The 22,555-nt window shown below is 63.4% G+C and carries 22 protein-coding genes, 1 pseudogene and 1 riboswitch; of the genes and pseudogenes, 19 read left to right on the top strand and 4 right to left on the bottom strand.

What is annotated here, in order from left to right; translation table 11 throughout:
- Window positions 1-3: 3 nt before the first annotated feature.
- The 3 genes from GGR00_RS20960 to GGR00_RS20950 all read right to left on the bottom strand — a co-directional run bounded on the left by GGR00_RS20960 (window position 4) and on the right by GGR00_RS20950 (window position 1,257).
- Window positions 4-315, bottom strand: coding sequence for a cupredoxin domain-containing protein (locus tag GGR00_RS20960; protein WP_184700852.1), 312 nt, complete (start codon window positions 313-315; stop codon window positions 4-6).
- 9 nt (window positions 316-324) lie between these two features.
- Window positions 325-852 carry a DUF4142 domain-containing protein gene (locus GGR00_RS20955; protein WP_184700850.1) on the bottom strand — a complete coding sequence of 176 codons (528 nt, stop codon included), beginning with the start codon at window positions 850-852 and terminating at the stop codon, window positions 325-327.
- A gap of 108 nt (window positions 853-960) precedes the next feature.
- A complete protein-coding gene (locus GGR00_RS20950) occupies window positions 961-1,257 on the bottom strand; it encodes a hypothetical protein (protein ID WP_184700848.1) in 297 nt (98 codons plus the stop codon).
- A gap of 165 nt (window positions 1,258-1,422) precedes the next feature.
- On the opposite strand from GGR00_RS20950, the gene GGR00_RS20945 reads away from it, so the two are divergent.
- The 12 genes from GGR00_RS20945 to GGR00_RS20890 all read left to right on the top strand — a co-directional run bounded on the left by GGR00_RS20945 (window position 1,423) and on the right by GGR00_RS20890 (window position 15,335).
- Window positions 1,423-2,583, top strand: a complete 1,161-nt coding sequence (locus GGR00_RS20945) for a mandelate racemase/muconate lactonizing enzyme family protein (RefSeq protein ID WP_184700846.1) — start codon at window positions 1,423-1,425, stop codon at window positions 2,581-2,583.
- Window positions 2,584-2,618: 35 nt separating this feature from the next.
- On the top strand, window positions 2,619-3,791 hold the full coding sequence (locus GGR00_RS20940) for a M24 family metallopeptidase (RefSeq protein ID WP_184700844.1): 1,173 nt from the start codon (window positions 2,619-2,621) through the stop codon (window positions 3,789-3,791).
- Window positions 3,792-3,920: 129 nt separating this feature from the next.
- On the top strand, window positions 3,921-5,360 hold the full coding sequence (locus GGR00_RS20935; protein WP_184700842.1) for an amidohydrolase family protein: 1,440 nt from the start codon (window positions 3,921-3,923) through the stop codon (window positions 5,358-5,360).
- Window positions 5,361-5,422: 62 nt separating this feature from the next.
- Window positions 5,423-5,523: riboswitch (glycine riboswitch) on the top strand.
- Between the two features lie 145 nt (window positions 5,524-5,668).
- Window positions 5,669-6,922, top strand: coding sequence for a D-amino acid dehydrogenase (locus tag GGR00_RS20930; RefSeq protein ID WP_184700840.1), 1,254 nt, complete (start codon window positions 5,669-5,671; stop codon window positions 6,920-6,922).
- 19 nt (window positions 6,923-6,941) lie between these two features.
- Window positions 6,942-9,134, top strand: coding sequence for a malate synthase G (locus GGR00_RS20925; RefSeq protein WP_184700838.1), 2,193 nt, complete (start codon window positions 6,942-6,944; stop codon window positions 9,132-9,134).
- Between the two features lie 423 nt (window positions 9,135-9,557).
- On the top strand, window positions 9,558-9,989 hold the full coding sequence (locus GGR00_RS20920; protein ID WP_184700836.1) for a GlcG/HbpS family heme-binding protein: 432 nt from the start codon (window positions 9,558-9,560) through the stop codon (window positions 9,987-9,989).
- Between the two features lie 162 nt (window positions 9,990-10,151).
- Window positions 10,152-11,240: an NAD/NADP octopine/nopaline dehydrogenase family protein gene (locus tag GGR00_RS20915; RefSeq protein ID WP_184700834.1), complete on the top strand. Its 1,089-nt coding sequence runs from the start codon at window positions 10,152-10,154 to the stop codon at window positions 11,238-11,240.
- Window positions 11,237-12,127, top strand: a complete 891-nt coding sequence (locus GGR00_RS20910; RefSeq protein ID WP_184700832.1) for a dipicolinate synthase subunit DpsA — start codon at window positions 11,237-11,239, stop codon at window positions 12,125-12,127. The genes GGR00_RS20915 and GGR00_RS20910 overlap by 4 nt, the downstream gene beginning before the upstream one ends.
- On the top strand, window positions 12,124-13,467 hold the full coding sequence (locus tag GGR00_RS20905) for a dihydroorotase (protein ID WP_184700830.1): 1,344 nt from the start codon (window positions 12,124-12,126) through the stop codon (window positions 13,465-13,467). The genes GGR00_RS20910 and GGR00_RS20905 overlap by 4 nt, the downstream gene beginning before the upstream one ends.
- Window positions 13,464-14,147 (top strand): resolvase, encoded by a 684-nt coding sequence (locus GGR00_RS20900; RefSeq protein WP_184700828.1) that lies wholly within the window; start codon window positions 13,464-13,466, stop codon window positions 14,145-14,147. The genes GGR00_RS20905 and GGR00_RS20900 overlap by 4 nt, the downstream gene beginning before the upstream one ends.
- A gap of 1 nt (window position 14,148) precedes the next feature.
- Window positions 14,149-14,346 carry a 2-hydroxymuconate tautomerase gene (locus GGR00_RS20895; protein ID WP_018431063.1) on the top strand — a complete coding sequence of 66 codons (198 nt, stop codon included), beginning with the start codon at window positions 14,149-14,151 and terminating at the stop codon, window positions 14,344-14,346.
- Complete coding sequence (locus tag GGR00_RS20890; protein WP_184700826.1) at window positions 14,346-15,335, top strand: isochorismatase family protein; 990 nt, start codon at window positions 14,346-14,348, stop codon at window positions 15,333-15,335. Before GGR00_RS20895 ends, GGR00_RS20890 begins: the two co-directional genes overlap by 1 nt.
- A 66-nt stretch (window positions 15,336-15,401) precedes the next feature.
- On the opposite strand, the gene GGR00_RS20885 is transcribed toward GGR00_RS20890, so the two are convergent.
- Window positions 15,402-16,766 (bottom strand): cytosine deaminase, encoded by a 1,365-nt coding sequence (locus tag GGR00_RS20885; RefSeq protein WP_246441532.1) that lies wholly within the window; start codon window positions 16,764-16,766, stop codon window positions 15,402-15,404.
- A gap of 259 nt (window positions 16,767-17,025) precedes the next feature.
- Here GGR00_RS20885 and GGR00_RS20880 point away from each other — a divergent pair, with 259 nt between their 5' ends.
- The 7 genes and pseudogenes from GGR00_RS20880 to GGR00_RS20850 all read left to right on the top strand — a co-directional run.
- On the top strand, window positions 17,026-17,769 hold the full coding sequence (locus GGR00_RS20880; protein WP_184700823.1) for a GntR family transcriptional regulator: 744 nt from the start codon (window positions 17,026-17,028) through the stop codon (window positions 17,767-17,769).
- 25 nt (window positions 17,770-17,794) lie between these two features.
- The gene (locus tag GGR00_RS20875) at window positions 17,795-18,262 is read left to right on the top strand and encodes a RidA family protein (RefSeq protein ID WP_184700821.1); all 468 of its coding nucleotides are present in this window, start codon (window positions 17,795-17,797) and stop codon (window positions 18,260-18,262) included.
- A 20-nt stretch (window positions 18,263-18,282) separates the two neighbouring features.
- A complete protein-coding gene (locus tag GGR00_RS20870) occupies window positions 18,283-19,263 on the top strand; it encodes a CobW family GTP-binding protein (protein ID WP_246441520.1) in 981 nt (326 codons plus the stop codon).
- Window positions 19,264-19,617: 354 nt separating this feature from the next.
- A complete protein-coding gene (locus GGR00_RS20865) occupies window positions 19,618-20,610 on the top strand; it encodes an ABC transporter substrate-binding protein (RefSeq protein ID WP_184700817.1) in 993 nt (330 codons plus the stop codon).
- A 64-nt stretch (window positions 20,611-20,674) separates the two neighbouring features.
- Window positions 20,675-21,451, top strand: a complete 777-nt coding sequence (locus tag GGR00_RS20860) for an ABC transporter permease (RefSeq protein WP_184700815.1) — start codon at window positions 20,675-20,677, stop codon at window positions 21,449-21,451.
- Window positions 21,452-21,507: 56 nt separating this feature from the next.
- Window positions 21,508-22,308: an ABC transporter ATP-binding protein gene (locus GGR00_RS20855; RefSeq protein WP_184700813.1), complete on the top strand. Its 801-nt coding sequence runs from the start codon at window positions 21,508-21,510 to the stop codon at window positions 22,306-22,308.
- A gap of 126 nt (window positions 22,309-22,434) precedes the next feature.
- Window positions 22,435-22,555: pseudogene (locus tag GGR00_RS20850) on the top strand (NAD(P)(+) transhydrogenase (Re/Si-specific) subunit alpha); the annotation flags it as partial.

Raw genomic sequence — 22,555 nt, 5'->3', positions numbered from 1 at the left:
CTGTCAGGGCGAGACGGTCAGGCGGCCTTTCATGTTGGGGTGGAAGCGGCAGTAATATTCAACCGGCCCTGCCGTCTCCATGACCGTGCTTGCCGACTTCTTGGAGGGGATCATGACTTCCCAGCCGCCCTTCACGGTTGCGGTGTGGACGAAGACATCCTTGTTGATCCACTCGATCGTGTCGCCCACTTTCGCATTGACCTCCGCGGGGGAGAATACCAGCTTCTCGATAGTGACCTGGATGGTCTCCGCTTGTGCGGGAAATGCCGCCGCAACAAGCGCGGCAGCAATCCACAGATGCCGTTTCGACAACATCGGGAACCCTTACTTGACGGTGGCCGCGACATGTTCGGCATGTTGCTGGTGGCCCTGGAAGATCTTCAGGCCCGTTTCGAGTAAGGCCTTGAGGTCGGCGTTGCTGGCCGACGGGATCAGCAGGCTCTCAAGTGCCCCGTTGACCTGCTTGTGGTAGGCGACCTCATTGTCGACATAGGCCTTGTCGAAAGCCGCGCCGTCCAGCTTCTCGAGCTTGGCGCGTTCGTCGGCTGCGGCCTGGGTCAGGGCCCGGCTGGTGTCATTGTCCTCGGGCGTGACATTGAGCTTCTTGACCAGGTCCAGCGCCTGGGTGTTCACCGCCTCGTGGTCGCGCACCATGTCCTCGGCAAATGCCACGACGTCCTTGTTTTTGGATTTCGAGATGGCGAGTTTCGCTGCCTCGACGTCGATGACGCCGGCCGTGTAGGCGATGTGGGCGATCTGGGGATCGGTCGGCTTGTCGGCGGCGCTGGCGGCTAGGGGAGCGGCAAACAGCAGGGAAAGCGCGGCCAGGGCTGCAGTCGGGCGAATACGCATGGGAGCCTCCTGCCCGGAGCGCGCAATTTGCGCCGGGACTTGATTTGAGTTGACGCCCATTGGATGCCGCGCAGCGACGAATGTTCCCGGAAAAATGCGCGGGCGCTGTCAGTCGTCGCCCTGGTAGACATGGCGCTCGAAACGTTCGAGCAGCGTGTGCATGGTCTTGCGGGCGTCGGCGAAAGCTTGCGAACCGCCCCTGGCCGCCATATCGGCGTCATATGCCTCACGCGAGGCAAAGCTGCATTCCCAGCGCACGTCAGGTCCGTCGCCCTCGATCCTGATGAGGATGCGGCCGGGATCGAGTCCCATCTGCGTCCTGATCTCGGTCGCCTTGCGGCGCTGCTCCAGCACGGCCGCCGCCTGTCCTTCCCTGGCGAAGTAGTTGGTTGCTTCGACGATCATGCGTTCTCCTCTCGATGGCGATTTCCGGAGTTGACGATGCCCCGGAAAATTCGCTGCAGCTGGGTGCTTGACGCTCCAAAATTATGATCATAAAGTGTGATCACACTAGATGATCGCAAATGTAGCGCGACGCATCGCCGGTGACAATGAAGAAGGTGAAAAACGTTGCCTACGATCAAGTCCATTGAAACGCTGATTGTCCAACTGCCGACACGGCGCGAGCACAAGTGGGCGGGCCTGACCGAAGTCATCGGCCGCTATGTCATGGTCAAGATGACCGACAGCGACGGCCGGGTCGGCTGGGGCGAGGCGCCGGCGCTCAAGGACTGGGGCGGTGAGTTCGGCCGCTACTTCGGCGAATCCGCCATGATCACCCGCAGCGTCATCGAAACCTACCTGGCGCCCGCGATCATCGGCCTGGAGCTCGGCAATTTCGCCGAACTGCATGCCCGCATGGATGCCATCATCCGCGGTTATCCCTATTCCAAGGCGGCAGTCGAATTCGCCGCCTACGATCTTACTGGCCGCTGGCTGAACGTTCCGGTCCATACCCTGCTCGGCGGCAAGGCGCGAGACAAGGTCGGTATCACCCATTCGATCGGCCTGATCTCGATCGACGAGGCCAAGGTCGAGGCGGCCAAGCTGGTGGCGGAAGGCATCAAGACGATCAAGGTCAAGATCGGCGTCGACCCCGCACGCGACGTCAAGATGGTCGCTGCCGTTCGCGAGGCTGCCGGCGAGGCGATGGAAATCTGCGTCGACGCCAACGAGGGCTACAAGACTCCGGGCGAGGCGGTGCAGACGGTTCGCCAGATGGAAAAGTACCGGCTCAAATATGTCGAGCAGCCGGTGATGGGCATCGAGCGCATCTCGGAGGTAGCACGCCGTATCGATGCGCCTGTCATGGCCGACGAGTCGGCGTGGAACGCCCATGATGCGATCCAGATCATCGCTGCCGGCCAGGTGCAGATCGTCTCGATCTACACCACCAAGGCGGGCGGCCTCTACAAGGCGATGGAGGTTGGCGCTGTCTGCCGCGCCGCCGGCATCATCTGCAACGTCAACGGTTCGATCGAGACCGGCATCGGCAATCTCGCCAATGTCCAGGTGGCGGCAGCATCGCCGGCGGTGACGTTGTCCTGCGTCATCCCGATCTCGACGCCGGCCGAAGCGCAGCACGGCCAGGTCGGCGGCATCTACTACAAGGATGACCTTCTGGTCGAACCGATGCGCTTCTCCGAAGGCGCCATCGCAGTGCCGACCGGGCCCGGCATGGGCATCGACGTCGACATCAAGAAGATCGAAAAATACCGCGTCCGCGATTGAGCCTGACGCCAGCCATCCAGGGGAGAACCATCAACATGCGGACCGAAATCGTCGCAAAGCAGGTCAAGGCAATGGCCGAGCACGGGCTCGATGCCATGATCTGCTCGTCGCCTGAAAATTTCGCCTACACCACCGGCTTCGTCGTTCCGTCGCAGCCGCTAATCCGTCATCGCCATGCCATGACCATCGTCACCGCTGACGGCCGCACCGCGATCTTCGGCGTCGACATGGAGGCGTCGACCATCAAGCGGAAGCAGCCAAACGTGGCGACCCGCATCTGGGCCGAGTTCTCCGACGATCCGATGCTGGTGCTTGCCGACCAGCTTTCCGAACTCGGTTTAGCTGGGGCCCGTATCGGCCTCGAAATGGACTATTTGCCGGCTGGCGATCTGGCCCGCCTGATCGCGGCGATGCCAGGTGCGCGCTTCGAGCATGCCGAGCCGATCCTGGCGCGGCTGCGCCAGATCAAGACGTCGGAGGAAGTGGCCCTGCTGCGCAAGCTGTCGCGCATCGCCGACCAGGCGATCACCGATACGCTGGCCGTTGTCGACGCCGGCGACTCCGAAATGGACATTGCCGGCCATCTGACCCGCAACGTCTATTCGCTCGGCGCCGAGCACTTCAAGCTGCTGATCGTCGCCACCGGCGAGCGCAGCGTGCTGCCCAATGTCGGCCCCTCGGAACGCACCCTGAAACGCGGCGACGTCTGCCGCGTCGAGATCTTCTCGGTCATCAACGGCTACCAGGCCGGCGTCTGCCGCACCGCCATCGTCGGCGAGGCGCCGCCCATGGCCGACAAGATCTGGGCTCACCTGGTCGAGTGCAAATACGAGATCATGGAAAAGGTGAAGCCGGGCGCCAGCTGCCGCGAAATCTATGATGCCTTCATAGCCAAGCTCGCCAAGCTCAACCTGCCGCCGATCTCGTTCGTCGGCCATGGCATCGGCCTGCACCTGCATGAGGATCCCTATCTCGGCTTGACGCCGGTGCTCGGCAAGCCGGGCAGCGACGCCCCGCTGGAGGAGAACATGGTGCTCGGCTTCGAGCCGCTTTGCTACGACACCGGCTACGGCTACGGCATGCAGAACAAGGACATGCTTCTGGTGACGTCGAAGGGTTCGGAGCTTCTGTCCGACTATGCCGACACCGACAAGCTGATCCTTTGCGGCACCGCCAAGCAGGGCGGAAAGGTCAAGGCGGTCGCCTGAGCGAACGCTGCTTGTGAAATTGGCAGCCGGGGTGCTTTGTGGCCCGGCTGCACAGCGACATGTCGCCCGCCGTCACGGACCGGCGGGACGAGAATGAAGGTCCGTGACTGAAGTATGGGGTGGAGACACATGCGCACGCTGATCGAGAATTTGAATTTCGCCTTCACGGTCGACAAGAACGACACCGTGCTGCGCAACGCCAGCATGGTGGTGGAAAACGACCGCATCGCCGATATCGGCGGGGCCGAGGAGGTGGCGGCGCGTCACGATGCCAAGAGCTTCGACAAGGTGATCGACGGCACCATGCTGGGCATCTGCCCGGGCTTCGTCGACAGCCATGTCCACCTGTCCGAAACCCTGTCGCGTGCAGTCTTCCCCGACAATCTCAACACCCGTGCCTGGGTGTTCCACTGGGCCAAGCCTTTCTACGCCCACATTTCAGAGGAAGACGAATATTGGGGTGCGCTGCTCGGCATCACCGAGATGCTCCGTTGCGGCACCACCTGCTTCCTCGACATGGGCTCGCAATACGATCCCGGCATCGTCATCCGCGCCATGGGCCAGACCGGCATCCGCGGCATCACCGGCCGCCACGCTGCGGACAACCGCCCGGCCGAGCTGCCGCGCGGATGGACCGAGGAGATGGCCGAGCACCACTTCTTCCCCGACGCGCAGTCGGCGCTGAAGGTGCTCGAGGAGAACGTGCTGCGCTACAACAACACGCTCGACGGACGCGCCCGTTGCTGGGTCAACATCGAGGGCAAGGAGCCCTGCAGCCTTGAGCTGCATGTCGGCGCGGTGAAGCTCGCCGAGAAGCTTGGCGTCGGTACGACCTATCACCTCGCCACCTCTATCGAGGAAGCCAAGGTCTGCGAGAGCAAGTACGGCTGCTGGCCGATCACCCGCATCGACCGCGCCGGCGGCATCGGCAAGAACCTGGTCATCGCCCATGGTGCGGCCGTGTCGGACGAGGAGGTCAAGCTTTTGGCCGAACGCGGCGCCAGCGTCGCCTTCTGCCCGTGCTCGTCGTTCAAGCTCGGCAAGGGCGCGACAGCCATCGGCAAGTATCCCGAGATGGTCAAGGCAGGCGTCAAGGTTGGCCTCGGCACCGACGGCGTGTCGGCCGCGGGCAACATGAACCTGATGCGGCAGATGCTTGTCGTCGCCGGCATGTTCAAGGATGCCCGCATGCAGCCCGACGTCTTCACCGCGCGCCAGGCGTTGCGCGCCGCCACCATCGAGGGCGCACGCGCCCTGATGTGGGACGACGAGATCGGCTCTCTGGAGATCGGCAAGAAAGCCGACTTCATCCTGTTCGATCTCGACCATGTCGAATGGACCCCGTTCTACGATCCGTTGCAGGCGCTGGTGTTTTCGGCTTCGACCGCTTCGATCACCCAGACCTGGGTCGACGGCAAGGTGCTTTATGCCGACGGCAAGGTGCAGGGCGTCGACGAGCCCGGCATCCGCCGCAAGGCGCGCGAACTGGCTGCCGCGGCGGTGGTCCGCGCCGGCCTGCATGAACACGGGGTCGAGACGACCACGACGCTTTACGACGAGGGCAATTGACGCGCGCCCGTTCGCATCTGACGTTGCGGAAGCGCTGACCAGCCTGTAGAAGCAATGCGTTCAGAGGCTGCATGGGAGAGATCGGCCGAACCCAAGGGTCCGGCCGGCGCCGACGGAGCAACCCCCCAGGAAACTCTCAGGCAAAAGTGACCATGCAGCTGAACGATCTGGAGAGAGGCACCCCGAGTGCCCACCGAAGGGGAAAGCCGCGCCGGCAAGAACGCCGCGGTTAAGCTCTCAGGTACAGCGACAGATTGGGGAAAACAGCGGGCTGCGGCCCGCCCCCAACTTTGATCGCGGAGAGTGAAGTGCCCCATATTGCCGTTATCGGCGCCGGTATCACCGGCGTCACCACCGCCTACGCGCTCCTGGAGCGCGGTTACTCCGTCACCGTCATCGACCGGCAGCGCTATGCCGGCATGGAGACGTCGTTCGCCAATGGCGGCCAGCTTTCGGCCAGCAATGCCGAGGTCTGGAACCACTGGTCGACCGTGCTCAAGGGTATGAAGTGGATGCTGCGGAGCGACGCGCCGCTGCTGATGAACCCGGCCCCGACCTGGCACAAATATGCCTGGCTGGCCGAGTTCGTCTCCAACATTATGAATTATCGCGACAACACGGTGGAGACGACGCGTCTGGCAATTGCCGCGCGCAGGCACCTGTTTGCCATTGCCGAGCGGGAAAACATCGACTTCGACCATGTCCGTCGCGGCATTTTGCATGTCTACTGGGACAAGCCGAGCTTCCAGCACGCGCTGAAGGTCAATTCGATGCTGGTCGAGGGCGGCCTCGACCGGCGCCCGGTGACGGCTTCGGAAGTGAAGTCGATCGAACCGGCCTTGCATGGCGATTTTCACGGCGGCTTCTACACGCCGTCGGATTCGACCGGCGACATCCACAAGTTCACCTACGGCCTTGCCCAGGCCTGCGAGCGGCGCGGCGCGCGCCTCGTTTTCGACGCTACGGTCAATCGTATCGCGCGCGACGGCGTGTTCTGCATCGGCTACACGACGGGCGGCGCCGACGGTCAGCGGGATGACAGGATCGTCGAGGCCGATGGCATCGTCGTCTGCGCTGGTGCAGCAAGCCGGCATTTCGCGGCGATGCTGGGCGACCGCGTCAATGTCTATCCAGTCAAGGGTTATTCGATCACCGTGCATCTCGACGACGAGCGCAGCCAGAACGCGGCGCCCTGGGTCAGCCTGCTCGACGACCGCGCCAAGATCGTCACCAGCCGTCTCGGTGCCGGGCGTTTCCGCGTTGCCGGTACCGCCGAGTTCAATGGCATGAACCGCGACATCCGCGATGACCGCGTCAGGCCGCTGGTCGACTGGACGCGCATGCTGTTCCCCGGCGTCGACACCAACAGGGTCGTGCCTTGGGCCGGCCTCAGGCCGATGATGCCGAACATGATGCCGAGGGTCGGCAAGGGCCGGCAGCCGGGCGTTTTCTACAACACCGGCCATGGCCATCTCGGCTGGACGCTGTCGGCCGCCACCGCCCAGATGGTCGCCGAAACCATTTCAGGCGAATTCCGCACCGATGCCGCGATTGCGGCCTGAGCCCCGGGGAGTTGGGACGATGAACATGATGAACCGGGTTACCGACAGGATTTCGCTCTTTGGCCTATCGATATCGCGTGAGTTGCACGACTTCGTGGTGTCGGAGGCGCTGGTCGGCACGGGTGTTTCGGCGGATGCGTTCTGGGAGGGGTTTGCCGGCATCGTGCACGATCTCGGGCCGAAGAACCGGGCGCTCCTGGAAAAGCGCGACGACTTCCAGTTGAAGCTCGACGCCTGGTACCGCAAGCACGGCGCGCCGCACGACATGGCGGCCTACAAGGCGTTTCTGAGCGAGATCGGTTATCTCGTGCCTGAAGGCCCGGCGTTTTCGGTGACGACCGACAATGTCGATCCCGAGATCGCCACCGTCGCCGGGCCGCAGCTGGTGGTGCCTGTCATGAACGCGCGGTATGCGCTGAACGCGGCGAACGCCCGCTGGGGCTCGCTCTACGACGCGCTCTACGGCACCGACGCGATTTCCGATGCCGACGGCGCCGAGAAGACCAAGGGCTACAACCCCAAGCGCGGCCAAAAGGTGATCGCCTGGGCCAAGGCGTTCCTGGACGAGTCCGCACCGCTGGCCCAGGGCAGCTGGAGCGATGTGACCGGGCTTTCGGTCGAAGGCGGCGCGCTGAAGCTTGCGACCGCGTCGGGCACGGTTGCGCTGCGCGAGCCAAAACAGTTCGCCGGTTTCCGCGGCGTGGCGGCCAGCCCCGATGCCGTGGTGCTGGTCAGGAACGGCCTGCATGTCGAGGTTGTGGTCGACCGCGACAGTGCGATCGGCAAGACCGATCCCGCCGGCATCTCCGACATGATCCTCGAGTCCGCGCTCACCACCATCCAGGATTGCGAGGATTCGGTCGCCGCGGTCGATGCCGAAGACAAGGTCGTGGTCTACCGCAACTGGCTCGGCCTGATGAAGGGCGACCTGTCGGAAACCTTCGACAAGGGCGGCAAGCCTGTGACGCGCAGGCTGAATGGCGACCGTGAATACACCGGCCCGGATGGCGGCGCTGTCTCGCTGCCCGGCCGCTCCTTGATGCTGGTGCGCAATGTCGGCCACCTGATGACCAACCCGGCGATCCATGACCGCGACGGCCACGAGGTGCCGGAGGGCATCATGGATGCGGCGATCACCGCGCTGATCGCCCTGCACGACGTCGGCGCCAACGGCCGCAAAGCCAACTCGCGAAAAGGCTCGATGTATGTCGTCAAGCCGAAGATGCACGGCCCCGAGGAGGTCGCCTTCGCCGTCGAGATCTTCGACCGCGTCGAGCGCCTCGTCGGCATGCCGCGCAAGACCATCAAGATGGGCATCATGGACGAGGAGCGGCGTACCACCGTCAACCTCAAGGAGTGCATCCGTGCTGCCAAGGAACGCGTGGTGTTCATCAACACCGGCTTCCTCGACCGCACCGGCGACGAGATCCATTCGTCGATGGAAGCAGGCCCGATGGTGCGCAAGGGCGACATGAAGCAGGCGCCGTGGATCAATGCCTACGAGGCCTGGAACGTCGACACCGGCCTCGAATGCGGCCTGTCGGGCCATGCCCAGATCGGCAAGGGCATGTGGGCGATGCCGGATCTGATGGCGGCGATGCTGGAGCAGAAGATCGCCCACCCACGCGCCGGCGCCAACACCGCCTGGGTGCCGTCGCCGACGGCAGCGACGCTGCATGCCACCCACTACCACAAGGTCGACGTGCACGCCGTTCAGGCAGAGCTCAAGTCCCGCCCCAAGGCGCGGCTCGACGACATCCTGTCGGTGCCGGTGGTCGTGCGCCCCAACTGGACACCCGACGAGATCCAGCGCGAGCTCGACAACAACGCGCAGGGCATCCTGGGCTATGTCGTGCGCTGGATCGACCAGGGCGTCGGCTGCTCCAAGGTGCCCGACATCAACGACGTCGGCCTGATGGAAGACCGCGCCACGCTGCGCATCTCCTCCCAGCACATCGCCAACTGGCTGCGCCACGACGTCTGCTCGCACATCCAGGTGATGGATTCGCTGCAGCGCATGGCGGCCATCGTCGACCGCCAGAATGTCGGCGACCCGCTCTACAGGCCGATGGCGCCCGAATTCGACCAGTCGACCGCCTTCCGCGCCGCCTGCGACCTCGTCTTCGAAGGCCGCGCCCAACCCAACGGCTACACCGAACCGGTCCTCCACAAGAGAAGGCTGGAGCTCAAGGCTAAGCGCTGTCACGGCTGATCAGTCGATTGCCCCTCACCCTTACCCTCTCCCCGTGAAGGACGGGGAGAGGGGGCATCAACGTCGAGCCGGACCTTCCGCTGAACAGTGGCATCGACGCTGCCGCTTATCCCTTCTCCCCGTTATGACGGGGAGAAGGTGCCGGCAGGCGGATGAGGGGCGGCGCGAACTCACGAAGGATACCCCCACCCCTAATCCCTCCCCGCAAGGGGGAGGCGAATGGCCGCCCAGTGCGATTACCTGCCAGGACGGTCCCGAGGCGGCCACGACCAATCAGGACCGGCGCAGCAAGCGAAACGGGAAGTCTCCCTCTCGCTTGTGGGGAGGGGCTAGGGGTGGGGGTAAGCCCGCTCCAGCCTTGGCGTCCTTGCGTCAACGAGTAGGCACAGACTTCCACGCACCAACCCCAAAGGAGAAAAAATCTTGACCGACCTTACCCTCGCCGCCGCCAACACAATCATCGCCGCCGCCCTAGCCAAGGGCGCGGATGCCCGGATGAAGCCGTTGACGGTCGCCGTCCTTGACGCCGGCGGTCACCTCAAGGCGTTCCAGAAGCAGGACGGCGCATCGATGCTGCGATTTGAGATCGCCGCCGGAAAGGCCTATGGCGCGTTGGCTGTCGGAATGGGCTCGCGCTGGCTCGACGAGACGGCCAGGGAGCGCCCGCATTTCATGGAAGGGCTCAACGCCGTCTCCGGCGGCAAGATCGTTCCGGTGCCGGGTGGCGTCCTGATCCGCGACGCTTCGGGCAATCTGCAGGGCGCCGTCGGCATCACCGGCGACACCTCGGACAATGACGAACTCGCGGCCGTCGCCGGCATCGAGGCTGCCGGGCTGAGGCATCAGGTCGGATAGCGCATTCTTCCGCTTGACAATTTCTAGTGTGATCATAAAGTGTGATCAAACTGATTGACGACAATCATTCGGCGCATGGGCTCGGGGGGAACCAGTCCGCAGCACCATGGCGCTTGAGGGCGCGCGGCTAGAATCGCTGCGCTTCGATCCTCGGAGGAGAGTATGAAGGTTGCAGTATTAGGCGCAGGCGCGGGCGGCGCAGCATCGGTCGCGGAGTTGGTCCAGGCCGGCCATGACGTGCATTTCTGGGCGCGGTCGGGAGAGACGCTCGATCCGCATGTCAAGCTGGGCGGCGTGGCCTATGAGGGCAAGCTCGGCGAGGGCGTGGCCCGACCGGCGTTGATCACCACCGACCTCAATGCGGCTATATCAGGCGTCGACGTCGTCGTCGTCGTCCTGCCGACGTTCTCGCATTCGGCGATCGCGTCGGCGCTGGCTGCGGCCGGCTGGCCGTCGAGCAAGCCGGTCGTGCTCAATCCCGGCCATACCGGTGGTGCACTGGAGTTTGCAGAGACGTTTTCACGTACCGGTCGTGCGGCGCCTCCTGTTGTCGAATTCTCGACGCTGACCTATGTCGCGCGTAAATATCGCCCGGATGGCGTCACCGTCTCCGGCCGGGCCAAGCAGCTTAAGGCGGCAGCGCTTAAGGGCGGTTCGGACGTTCTGGAGATCGCCGGCAAGCTTTATCCGGGCCTCACTCCGGTCGCCGATGTGATCGCGTCCGACCTCTCCAACGTCAACATGGTCCTGCATCCGCCGGCTGCTGTCTTAGCTGCGGCCTGGGTCGAGGCAACGGGCGGAAATTTCACTTTCTACGTCGATGCCATGACGCCTGGCGTTGCCCGCGTCATGAAGCAGCTCGACGACGAGCGGCTGGCGGTTGCCAAGGCCTTCGGGCATGATCTGCCCAACCTCGTCGAGGAGATGAAACTGCTCGGCACAGTCGAGGCCGACGTGGTCGACACCAGCGATTTCCGCGCCGCGATTGCCGGCGGCGAGGCCAACAAGCGCATCAAGGGGCCGGATTCGCTGGAATATCGCTACTACAAGGAAGACTTCGGCCACGGCCTGTTGCCCTTCCTCGAATTCGCGAAGATCGCAGGCGTCGAGACACCGGTTGCGCATTCGCTCTACAGCCTGGCGCAGATCGCCGTCGGTACCGACTACCGCAAGGGCGGCCGTACCGCCGAGGCGATGGGCATCGCCGGCATGTCCAGGGATCAGGTCATTCAGAAGGTCAGGGCGAAATGAGCTGGAACAACACAGTTATCGCCGTCGTCGCCGGAGACGCCCGTGAACAGGAAATCGCCCGTTGCGCGGTGCGCGCCGGCGCCGCCGTTCGTGCCTACGGTTTCCCTTGGCCGGATGAGGGTATCGAGGGCGTCTATCACGCCAAGGATGCGGCCGACGCGTTGAAGGGCGCCGACATCGCGCTGTTCCCGATCCCTGGCATCACCGCCGAAGGCGCGCTGTTCGCACCGAAGTGTCCGGAAAAGATCATCCCGACGCATGAGATGCTGGCCGGCATGAACAAGCCCGGCCACATTATCCTCGGCTGGGGTGATGCCAACCTGAAGGGCCATTGCGAAGCACTCGGCATCACGCTGCACGAATATGAGTGGGACGTCGACCTGATGCTGTTGCGCGGCCCGGCGATCGTCGAGGGCGTGCTCAAGGTGATCATTGAGAACACCCAGATCACCATCCACAAATCAAACATCTGCCTGGTCGGGCAGGGCACCATTGGCTCACTGCTGACCAACACGCTTGTCGCGCTCGGCGCCCATGTCCATGTCGCGGCGCGCAACCCGGTGCAGCGCGCGGCAGCCTACGCTGCCGGTGCAGAATCGCTGACGCTCGAACAATTGCCTGAATACCTGCCGAAGATGGACATCGTCATCGGCAGCGTGCCCAAGCGGCTGCTCGAGCGGGAGCAGCTCCAGCTCTTGCCCAAGCATGCGCTGCTGGTCGATGTCGCAGCCCCTCCCGGCACGATCGACAGGGATGCGGCAGCCGAACTCGGTTTGAAGACGGTCTGGGCGCGCGGTATGGGCGCGCGGGCACCGATCACCGTCGGGCGTAGCCAATGGAGCGGCATTGTCAGGCGCATTGCAGGAATTTTGGAGCAGCAGTCATGAAAGCGGACCTGGTCATCAAGAACGCGCGGGTGGTTCGCCACGACGGCGAATTCCACGGCGGCGTGGCCGTCAAGGACGGCAAGATCGTCCTGACCGGATCGGATGAATCTCTGCCCGACGCGACCCGCACCATCGACGCCGAGGGTCGGGTGCTGATGCCGGGCCTGATCGATCCCCACTGCCACCTCGGCGTCAAGTTCCCCTTCGCAGAGGACATGCGCACCGAAACGGCGGCCGCGGCATCGGGCGGCGTGACCACCGCACTGCTCTACATCCGTAACCTCAAGGAATCCTACCTGCCGTTCTATGAGGAGCGGAAGGCGCTGGGCGAGGAGAACTCGGTCATCGACTTCGGCTTTCACTTCGGTATCCAGCGCGAGGAGCATATTGCCGAGATCCCCGAGATCATTGCCAAGACCGGTGTGAAGTCGTTCAAGTGCTATTTCGGCTACGAGCCCGACAATCCGATCGGCATCGTTCCGGCGACCGACGGCTGGGTCTATGCGGCGATGCGCATTCTCGCCAAGGTTCCGGGCGGCGTCATCAACGTCCATTGCGAGAACACCCAGATCGCCTCCTGGATCAAGAAGGAGATCGCCGCGACCGGACGCCAGGACCTTGGCGCCTATACGGAGTCGCGCCCGGCCTTCTGCGAGGTCGAGACCATCCGGCGCATGATCTTCCTCGCCGAGAAGACCGGCTGTTCGCTGCATCTGGTTCACACCTCGGTTGGCATGGGCCCGGTGCTGGCCGCCGAAGCGCAGGCGCGGGGCGTGCACGTCACCGTCGAGACCTGCCCGCATTACCTGACGCGCACCTGCTACGACGAAGACCTCGACATGCGCGCCAAGATCTCGCCGCCGCTGCGCGACCGCAATGAGCTCGAAGGCCTGTGGGCCGGCATGCTCAACGGCTCGGTCTACAGTCTGGGCACCGACCATGTGCCGTTCCTGCCCAAGAAGCTCGAGGATCTGTGGACCGAGTTTCCCGGCGTCGTCAGCTTCCCGTGGGAGCTGTCGCTGATGCTGCATTTCGGCGTCCATCAGCGCGGCATGCCGCTCAGCCGCCTGGTCGAACTCAACTCGTTCAACCCGGCGCGGCGCTTCGGCCTGTGGCCGCGCAAGGGCCATATCGATGTCGGCTTCGATGCCGACCTGGTGCTGGTCGACCTCGACGAGGAGCGCACGGTTACCCACACTGGCAAGGGCACCTGCATCTATGAGGGCTGGAAGCTCAAGGGCTGGCCGGTGATGACGGTGGCGCGCGGCGACGTGGTCTACGAAAATGGCGTCGTCGCCGACAGCTACGGCCGCGGCCGCTGCGTGACGCTGCCGTCATGACCCAAAAGGTCTCCGACCATCTCGACCTGGCCGGCCGCATCTCGCTGACACCGGCACGGCTGCCGGTGCGCGAGGCGGTTGCCAGGATCGTCGCCCGAAAGGATGCGATCCGCCAGGAGAGGCTGTCGGGGATCCACAATCCGTGGGGACACTGCATCGGACTGACCGACCCCTGGAGCTTTCTCGACCTGTGCGAAAGCGATCTCGTCATCGACGCCGCGCGGAAAATCATCGGGCCCGACGTCATCCTGTGGGACAGCGAGCTGTTCGCCGAGGCTGGCCGTTACGGCGAATTTGTCGATCAGGGTCGCGAGGGCCGCTACTGGCCGGTGGCCCCCTTGGTTGGCGCGGTGGTGCTTGTGGCAGTAGGCAGGGAGAAGCTGCAGGCCAAGGCAGTCGGCCTTGAGGCAATGGACCCCGAGGCGCTTGCCGGTTTCGATGCGTCGGAACCGCTCTATGTCGTCCGGCTGATGCCGGCGACGAGCTGGTTCGACCGCGACCCGAACCATCCGGCCAACCGTGCCTGCATGGAAGAGCAGGTGCTGGTCAATTATTCGAACCGCCCGCTGTGGCTGCTCACGGGCACCGACCGGGCAAACAACGATCTGGTTTCGGGCTTTGCGCCCGCCGTGCCCGTCTGGGCCTCCGGCGCGATGCCCAGCGAAAGAGAGGAGAAATAGCATGCCGTTCGTCGTCGTCGAGATGTGGGAGGGGCGCACTGTCGAGCAGAAGCGCAACCTCGTGAAAGCGATCACCAAGGCCATGGTCGAAGAGGCCGCCTGCAAGCCCGATCACCTGCACGTGGTGATCCACGAGACGCCCAAGGACAGCTGGGGCCGCGGCGGCGTGCTTGGTATCGACATGGTGGAGCACAAGTGATGGCGCTCGACGTTCTCGACTACCGCAAGTCGGCGTTGCTGGTCATCGACCTGCAGAACGCCTTCATCCACGAGAAGGGCACGCTCGGCGTTTCGGGCGTCGACACCAAGCGCCTGTCGGCGATCGTGCCGCCGCTGGCCAAGCTGATCAAGCGCTGCCAGGACACTGGCATCCCGGTCATCTGGACGATGCAGGAGCACTTCGCCGTAGACCAGAACCGCGCCAAGAAGAAGCTGCTCGGGCATACCGCCCGGCGCAAGCAGGTGTCGGCACTGGCGGGCAGCTGGGACGAGCAGATCATCGACGAGCTGAAGCCGCTGGCCGATTTCGATCCGGCCTTCGTTATCCGCAAGCATCGCTTCGGCGCGTTCTACGAGACCCGTCTTGAAATGATGCTCAAGATGCTCGGTACCCAGCATCTGTTCGTCACCGGTGCCACCACCAACGCCTGCGTCGAGACCTCGATCCGTGAGGCCTATCTGCGCGATCTCGACGTGATCGCCGTCGACGACTGCGTATCTGGCGTCAACGCCGAGTGGGAAGCCACCGCCAAACAGGTGTGGAAGCAGTATTTCTGCGAGATCGCGCCCTCGTCGGAGGTGCTTGACTGGATCGGCGAACAGGTCAAGCCGCGCGTCACCAACTACGGCCACCAGCTGATCATGGTCAACGACATCGACACGTCGGTGGCGTTCTACACCAACCAGCTCGGTTTCACGATCCGGCAGGCCAAGCCGCTTGCCGACGGTCGTCCATTCACCGCTTTTCACCAGGGGATCGCCTTGATCCACGGCAAGGCGAGCGACCATCGGCAGCTCGATCACATCGCCTTCGAGGTCAACGACGTCCGCGCCCTGGACGCCAAGCTGAAGAAGGCCGGCGTGCGATACTTCAACGATCTGCATGACGGGCCCTATGGCCTGACGATCTACATCGCCGATCCCGACGGCACCAAGGTCGAGCTCTATCAGATCGGTGCGACCGTTTGAGCGCCAGACGCAAACGAGGCAGACAAAAAGAGGTCGCCGGAATTCCGGCGGCCTCTTTTTTGCAGGTCAATCGTGTGCAGGGCCTTCCAGCCCGTCAAGCTCGGAGTAGGAGGGCAGAGCCGTCGAAATCGGTGCGCCGTCGCGAATGACGATGCGGCTGCTTTCTCCCCGCGACAGCACTTCCGACCAGGACCGACCCTCGAACAAGATGAAATCGGCCTCCTGTCCTTCCGCGATCGTGCCCTTGTCGGGAAGGCCCATCATCGCGGCCGGCGTGGCTGAGACGGCTCTCGGCCAGTCACCGACCGGGTGGTCGAGATGCAGGACTCTGGTGCCGAGACGATAGGTGTCGAGCATGTCGAGATCGCCATAGGAATGGAACGGGTCTCGCGTGTTGTCGGAGGCCAGTGCCACCGGGATGCCGTGCCGCTTCATCTCGTGCAGCAGCGTGACGCCACGCCATTTTGGCGTCGTGCCGTCATGCCGCCGGTCCTGAAGATAGAGATTGCAGGTCGGCAGCGACACCACGGAGATGCCAGCCGCCGCAACCTGGTCAAGCGTTGCGTCGATCGTCGCGCTGTCATGCATCGCCAGGGAACAGCAATGGCCGGCCAACACCTTTCCGGCAAAACGCGTGCGCAGCGCCGCCGCGGCGATGCGGCGTAAGCCGTCGACCGAAGGATCGGCGGTCTCGTCGGTGTGGAAATCAAGATCGAGACCGTGCCTGGTGGCTGCCGCGAACATGCGCTCGAGGAGCTCGTCGAGATCGGGCGCCGGATAGGCGACCGCGCCCAGGATGCCGCCAGCTGCGGCGACACGCTGCGCGATGCTCTTCAGGAACGTCTCGTCGCGGGCAAAATCGATCGGGAACAGGCAGGCTGCCTGCAATTCGATGCGGCCACGCCAGTGTTGCCGGATCTCCTCGAAAACTGGCCAGGAGATGGTGTCTTGCGGCGGTTGGGAGTCGAGATGCGTGCGGATGGCCGACGTGCCGTAGTGGAAGGCGGAGCGCAGCGCGAAATCCATGCGCCGGGCGACATCGTCAGCCGACCAGTGGGCCGTGCGATCGCCTCTTGTCGCTGCCAGCGCCCCGGCAAACGTGCCGTCGGCTGCAGGGGTGCGCGGAAGGATGTGACCCTTGTCGAGGTGGGTATGGCAGTCGACGAAGCAAGGCAGGACGATCCTACCGGCGCAATCCATGTGCGCAGCCTCGGCCTCTCGCAAAGCTGTTGGCGTGCCGGCTGGGGTTATTGCCAATATCTTGCCGTGCTCTACAGTCACGTCAGCGAGAAAGAACTCGGCACCGGCGGTATCGATGGCACCTGTTCTTGTGACTGCATTGTTGGGACGCACATTGTGCAGCACGTACCTCCCGCGCGCCGCGGCGGCAGCGATCTTCTCGCGCAGGATTGCTTGTTCTTGCACAGGCATGGCCATCGATTTTCCTTTGCGACTCTAGCTGGCGTTGCTTTTGGGCTGTGCGGCGGTCTGGCAGAAAATGCCGCCTAGCCGAAACGGCAGTAAAAAGGTTGCCGTTCAGGCGAAACTCATTTATGATCACAATATGAGATCACAGATTGCGGGCTGTCAACTTCTGCCCCCGGCCGGCGTTTGTTGCGGCAAGCCGTAGCGACGTCGTTCCTCGTACAGCGCACATCTTGAGGACATTGGCGAGAGGCGGAGAAACGGAATGCGGATAGACAAGGCCGAAACGGCCAAGAATGGCAGCGCGGATGCTGCCAAGCCTGCGCGCGGTCACGTCCATGAGCACGTCCTGAGCTACATGCGCCGCGGGCTCATGGTGGGTGCGTTCCTGCCCGGCCAGGTGATGAGCCTGCGCAAGCTGGCGGCTGGTTTCGGCACCAGTCCGATGCCGGTTCGCGAAGTGCTGAGCCGGCTGGTTGCCGCCAACGCCCTGGAGGAGACCAAGGGTGGTTCGGTGCGCGTGCCGCGACTGGGGCCGGAAAAGCTCAGCGATCTTTTCGCCGTGCGCGAGATGCTCGAAGGCATGGCAACGGAGTTGGCCGCCAAAAAGGCGACGCCGGCCCTCATCAGCCAGCTAACCGCCATCAACAAGCAACTGCTGGTGGCCATCGACAAGCGAGATATCCTGAACTGCCTATCCTACAACCAGAAATTCCACTTCACGGTCTACGAGGCCGCGGATTCCGAAGTGCTGATGCCGCTGATCGAATCCCTGTGGCTGCAATTCGGGCCGACCATGTACATGTCGCTGCTGATCCCATCCATGCCGTGGAATGCTTCCGATCACGAAGACATTCTTGCCGCGCTGAAGGATGGAAACGCCGCCGCTGCCAAGAAGGGCATCGTCCACGACATCCGCACCACCTGCAAGGCGCTGCTCAGCGTCGCCGGCTCGCAGGGCATCGAGCTGCCCTTCGCGCAGGGGCCGGAACTGCAATTCGACTACTGAAATCTCGATCTGGGAGTGTCTCGCCATGGCGGGGAAATTTGAACAAAACCTCGCCCGACTGGGCATTAGCCTGCCGGCAACAGTGGCGCCTGCCGCCAACTACGTGCCGGCCCGCCGCCTTGGCAACCAGGTCTATGTTTCCGGCCAGGTGCCGAGTGAAGCCGGCAAGGACAAATACACCGGCAAGCTCGGTTCCGACTATACGGTCGAGGAAGGCCAGGCGGCCGCCCGGCTCTGCGCCGTCAACATCCTGGCCCAGCTCAAGCAGGCGCTCGATGGCGACCTCGACCGCGTCGTCGGGGTCATTCGCCTTGGCGGCTTCGTCAACGCCGAGCCCGATTTCAAGGATCACCCCAAGGTCATCAACGGCGCATCCGACCTGATGGTCGACGTGTTCGGCGAGGCGGGTCGCCACGCCCGCGCTGCCGTCGGATGTTATTCGCTGCCACGCAACGTGCCGGTCGAAATCGATGCCATCTTCGAGGTCAACTGACCGTGCAGCCTGCCGCTTCCATGATTGATGACAGAATTCCGGTCCACGTGCTGACCGGCTTTCTCGGAAGCGGCAAGACGACTTTTCTGAGGCATCTGCTTGGCGAGCCGGATCTTGCCGACACGGCGGTGATCATCAATGAGTTCGGGGAAGTCGGGCTCGACCACCTGTTGGTCCGGGAAGTGTCCGAGGACGCCGTACTGCTGTCTTCGGGCTGCCTCTGTTGCGCTGTGCGCGACGATCTCGTTTCCACATTGGCGGACCTTCTGGCGATGGTTCGCCGCGGCGAGGTGGCGCCTTTCCGCCGGGTCGTGGTTGAGACCACGGGCCTCGCCGATCCCGCACCGATCATGCAGGCGGTGATGAGCGACCTTCAACTGCGCCGCGGCTATCGGGCGGGCAGCATCGTTGCCACCGTCGACGGCGTCAGCGGCGCCAACAGCATCGGCAGCTTCGCCGAAGCGATGCAGCAGGTCGCGCTTGCCGACTGTGTCGTCATCACCAAATCGGATCTCGTTGAGCCCTGGCGGCTCGACGCGCTTGGCCAGGAAGTCGGCAAGGTCAATCCACAGGTCCGGCAGCTTGTCTCCAGCCGTGCGAGCATGCCTGGTGCCGCCGACATCTTCGACCACGAAGAGACCTGGCAGCCGCGCCACTTCGAGATGGCCGACACGCCGATGCCGGGCAAGCACAGCGACGGCATCGAGACCTTTACGGTTGAAGTGACACGCGAGGTGGACTGGCCGGCCTTCGTCGACTGGCTCGAGCTGCTGCTGGCCGGTCGCGGGCAATCGATCCTGCGGGTAAAGGGGTTACTCCCGGTCAGGGGCGATGCGCGGCCGGTGGTCATCCACGGCGTTCAGCACGTCGTCTATCCGCCCGAATATCTGGAACGCTGGCCGGAGGGCATGCCGCGTGGATGGCTGGTCTTCATCGCCCGCAACCTGGCCCGGGCCGCGATCGAACGCTCGCTGCCGAGTACCTTTGCCGGCGTGCACTGACGCGCTGCACGTCGTCGCCTCCCGATCCACAATCCGCCATTCTTCGTGCGTGCCTTGAGGCAAGCGCGTCCATTGCCTTGCCGCGGCAAGATCGAGGCACTGCGACGCGTGGCGAATCCCGAAGCGATTTCCGATGCTTGCGCGCGATGCCGAATGCGATCGGTTCATCAAAGCGGGCACTCGACATTTGTTAGAAGCGAACCCGGATTCGTCGCTTGACAAAGATCAAATGTGATCACACTATGAGATCAAGAATGAGGATCGAGAGCGTGAGCTGTCGCGCCTTGTTCGGGGGAGAGAGGCAGGCCTTCGGGTCATAGGGGCGCCAGGCGGTGCTCGATAGGGAGGAGAGAAATGTTGTACGCTACAGGTCTCATTCGCAGCGCGGCGCTGATCGCCGCGACTACCGTCACCACCGTTCTGGCATCTCAGGGCGCCATGGCCGAGGACGTCAATCTGCGTTTCAGCTGGAAGCTGAAGGGCGAATACGGCTTCTTCTATCTCGGGCAGGAAAAGGGCCTCTACAAGGACGCTGGCCTCAGCGTCACGCTGGGCGAAGGTGCTGGCGCCCAGGCGGCCCTCGCGGCCCTTCTTCAGGGCCAGGAAGACCTTGCAGTGGTCCCTGGAATTTTCGCGATCACGGCCATCCAGAAGGGCATGCCGGTCAAGATTATTTCTCTTTACCAGCCGGCCGCACCCGTTGTCTTGATTTCTCATCCTGACAATCCGGTGGTCAAGCCCAGCGACCTCGAAGGGAAGTCGATCGCAAGTTCGATCGGCGAAACATCGACGGCATATATGGATGTGTTCTGCGGCCTGAACAAAATTGACTGTAAGAAGGTCAACAAGATCCAGATGGACAGCCAGACCCGCATTCCGCAGTTCGTGCAGAAGAAGGTCGACGTCGTCGGCGTGTACCGCACCAGCGATCTTCCTGTTCTTATCGACAAGACCTCGACCAATTTCGCCGTCCTCGACATGGAGAAGTTCGGCCTCGCGGTTCCTGGCCTGGCTGTTGTTGCCAGCGCCGACGGTGTGGAGAAGAAGGGCGAGGTGCTTCGCAGTTTCCTTTCCGTCACCAGCAAGGCAATTGAAATGTCGCGCAGCGATCCTGCCGCTGCGACTGCCGCTTTGAAGGCGGTATGGCAGGCCGGGCCATCCGACAAGGTCGTCCGCGAGCAGGTCGAGGCAACGTCCGAGTCCATTCCGGCGTCCACGGGCAAGCCTCTGGGATGGGTTGAAGAAAAGACGATTGCCGATGCGCTCAAGCTGATCGGCAGCGTCGATGAGATCGGCGAACCGAAGCCCATCTCGACCTTTTATACCAATGACCTTCTGACGCAGTGAGGCTACGGTGGCGAGCACGGATGTAATCGGCGCCGGTCAGGCGCAGAAAAAGCAAGGCAACAACATGAGCAGCAAGAAAAAATCGCGGGGACCCTGGCTGGAGCGTTATTCGGCTCTTATCCTCGCGATCGTTCTGCTCGGCGCCTGGCAGATTCTGGTTCCCCTGTCGGGGCTGTCGGAGTTCGTCCTGCCGACCCCGCTGGCTATCGCCTCGCGGATCGTCAACGAACTGCCACTGCTCGCCACGCATGGCTATGTGACGCTTTTTGAGGTGGTCGTCGGCTTTGCCATGGGGGTGCTGGTCGGCATCCCCCTGGCGCTGTCGATCTTCTATTCAAGGGCTTTCGAACGTGCCATCTATCCGATCCTCGTGGCGCTGCAGACGGTGCCCAAGGTGGCGCTGGCACCGCTGCTGGTGCTCTATCTCGGCTATGGCTGGGCGCCCAAGATCACGCTGGCCTTCCTGATCTCGTTCTTCCCGATCGTCATCTCGACCGTGGTCGGGCTGCAGTCGCTGGACAAGAACCTGGTCAACCTCGTCCGCTCGATGGGTGCCGGAGAATGGCAGACCTTCTTCAAGGTGCGCCTGCCGGCAGCGCTGCCCAATATCTTCGGCGGCTTCAAGGTTGCCGTGTCGCTCGCCGTCATCGGTGCGGTCATCGGCGAATATGTCGCCGCCGAACGCGGCCTTGGCTACCTGCAGCTCCAGGCCAACTCGCAATTCGACACGACGCTCAATTTCGCCACGGTGGTGGCGATCTCCGGACTTGGCGTGATGCTGTACTTCATCATCGACACCATCGAGGCACGCGTCACCTACAAGCGCGACTCCGCCAAATAACCCGGCCCCTTCAAACGGTCCGGCAACATCTAAAACAGGTTCAGTGAGGCAATCCCATGAGTGCCACTACCCAGACTGGAGCGGCGGTCGACATTTCCCGGCTTTCCAAGATCTACAAGACACGCGAGGACGATGACGTCCTCGCGCTCGACAAGATCGACCTCAAGATCGAGCCAGGCAGCTTTGTCGCCGTCGTCGGGCCGAGCGGTTGCGGCAAGAGCACGCTGCTGTCGCTTCTCGCCGGCCTGACGCCCGCCTCTACCGGCAGCATTGCCATCGACGGCGACGGCGTCAGCAGGCCGCATCCGAAAACCGGTGTCGTGTTCCAGTCCGACCTCTTGCTCTACTGGCGCACGGTGCTCGACAACATCCTGCTGCCGATCGAGATCAAGAAGCTGGACGTTGCCAAATACAAGACACGCGCCGAGGAACTGCTGGCCCAGGTCGGGCTCGAAGGCTTCGGCAACAAGTATCCCTCCGAGCTTTCCGGCGGCATGCGCCAGCGCGTGGCGATCTGCCGGGCGCTGATCCAGGAGCCGGGCCTGCTGTTGATGGACGAGCCGTTCGGCGCGCTCGACGCGCTGACCCGCGAGCAAATGATCATGGACCTGCAGTCGATGTGGCTCAGGCTTGGCAATACGGTGCTGTTCATCACCCACGGTATCGACGAGGCGGTGTTCCTGGCCGACCGCGTGCTGGTGATGTCGCCGCGTCCCGGCCGCGTCGATCTCGATCTGAAGATCGACCTGCCGCGTCCGCGGCAGTGGAGCAAGACCCACGAAGACAAGGATTATCACGGCTACGTCCGCCAGATCCGCGCGATCTTCGAGGCCAAGGGCATCCTCGTCGCCCACTAGCGGGCGACGCTTCCAGGTCGCACCCATCGGTTCGGCCGATCTGCAAACATGCCAATAGCAGCAAGCAAGACTTGAGCGCCGCCGGGATTGCGTCCCGGCGGACGAACTTCTGCGTGGAGAGCCCGGATGCCCGGAACCATTTTCATATCGAAAGAGATTGACGCGATTGAGAGCCGGGTTGGGGCTTCGCCGGAGACGGTGAAACGCCTTGTCGGGCTTGGCTTCGAGGTCGTGGTGGAGAGCGGGG

Origin of the sequence: Aminobacter aganoensis, from assembly GCF_014206975.1 — a bacterium.
GTDB lineage: Bacteria > Pseudomonadota > Alphaproteobacteria > Rhizobiales > Rhizobiaceae > Aminobacter > Aminobacter aganoensis.
This window is presented reverse-complemented; position numbering and strand designations above follow the sequence as displayed.

Coding starts and splice junctions, on each gene's coding strand:
- GGR00_RS20960 (WP_184700852.1), bottom strand. CDS start 315: ATGTTGTCGAAACGGCATCTGTGGATTGCTGCCGCGCTTGTTGCGGCG.
- GGR00_RS20955 (WP_184700850.1), bottom strand. CDS start 852: ATGCGTATTCGCCCGACTGCAGCCCTGGCCGCGCTTTCCCTGCTGTTT.
- GGR00_RS20950 (WP_184700848.1), bottom strand. CDS start 1,257: ATGATCGTCGAAGCAACCAACTACTTCGCCAGGGAAGGACAGGCGGCG.
- GGR00_RS20940 (WP_184700844.1), top strand. CDS start 2,619: ATGCGGACCGAAATCGTCGCAAAGCAGGTCAAGGCAATGGCCGAGCAC.
- GGR00_RS20935 (WP_184700842.1), top strand. CDS start 3,921: ATGCGCACGCTGATCGAGAATTTGAATTTCGCCTTCACGGTCGACAAG.
- GGR00_RS20925 (WP_184700838.1), top strand. CDS start 6,942: ATGAACATGATGAACCGGGTTACCGACAGGATTTCGCTCTTTGGCCTA.
- GGR00_RS20915 (WP_184700834.1), top strand. CDS start 10,152: ATGAAGGTTGCAGTATTAGGCGCAGGCGCGGGCGGCGCAGCATCGGTC.
- GGR00_RS20910 (WP_184700832.1), top strand. CDS start 11,237: ATGAGCTGGAACAACACAGTTATCGCCGTCGTCGCCGGAGACGCCCGT.
- GGR00_RS20905 (WP_184700830.1), top strand. CDS start 12,124: ATGAAAGCGGACCTGGTCATCAAGAACGCGCGGGTGGTTCGCCACGAC.
- GGR00_RS20900 (WP_184700828.1), top strand. CDS start 13,464: ATGACCCAAAAGGTCTCCGACCATCTCGACCTGGCCGGCCGCATCTCG.
- GGR00_RS20895 (WP_018431063.1), top strand. CDS start 14,149: ATGCCGTTCGTCGTCGTCGAGATGTGGGAGGGGCGCACTGTCGAGCAG.
- GGR00_RS20890 (WP_184700826.1), top strand. CDS start 14,346: ATGGCGCTCGACGTTCTCGACTACCGCAAGTCGGCGTTGCTGGTCATC.
- GGR00_RS20885 (WP_246441532.1), bottom strand. CDS start 16,766: ATGCCTGTGCAAGAACAAGCAATCCTGCGCGAGAAGATCGCTGCCGCC.
- GGR00_RS20880 (WP_184700823.1), top strand. CDS start 17,026: ATGCGGATAGACAAGGCCGAAACGGCCAAGAATGGCAGCGCGGATGCT.
- GGR00_RS20875 (WP_184700821.1), top strand. CDS start 17,795: ATGGCGGGGAAATTTGAACAAAACCTCGCCCGACTGGGCATTAGCCTG.
- GGR00_RS20870 (WP_246441520.1), top strand. CDS start 18,283: ATGATTGATGACAGAATTCCGGTCCACGTGCTGACCGGCTTTCTCGGA.
- GGR00_RS20865 (WP_184700817.1), top strand. CDS start 19,618: ATGTTGTACGCTACAGGTCTCATTCGCAGCGCGGCGCTGATCGCCGCG.
- GGR00_RS20860 (WP_184700815.1), top strand. CDS start 20,675: ATGAGCAGCAAGAAAAAATCGCGGGGACCCTGGCTGGAGCGTTATTCG.
- GGR00_RS20855 (WP_184700813.1), top strand. CDS start 21,508: ATGAGTGCCACTACCCAGACTGGAGCGGCGGTCGACATTTCCCGGCTT.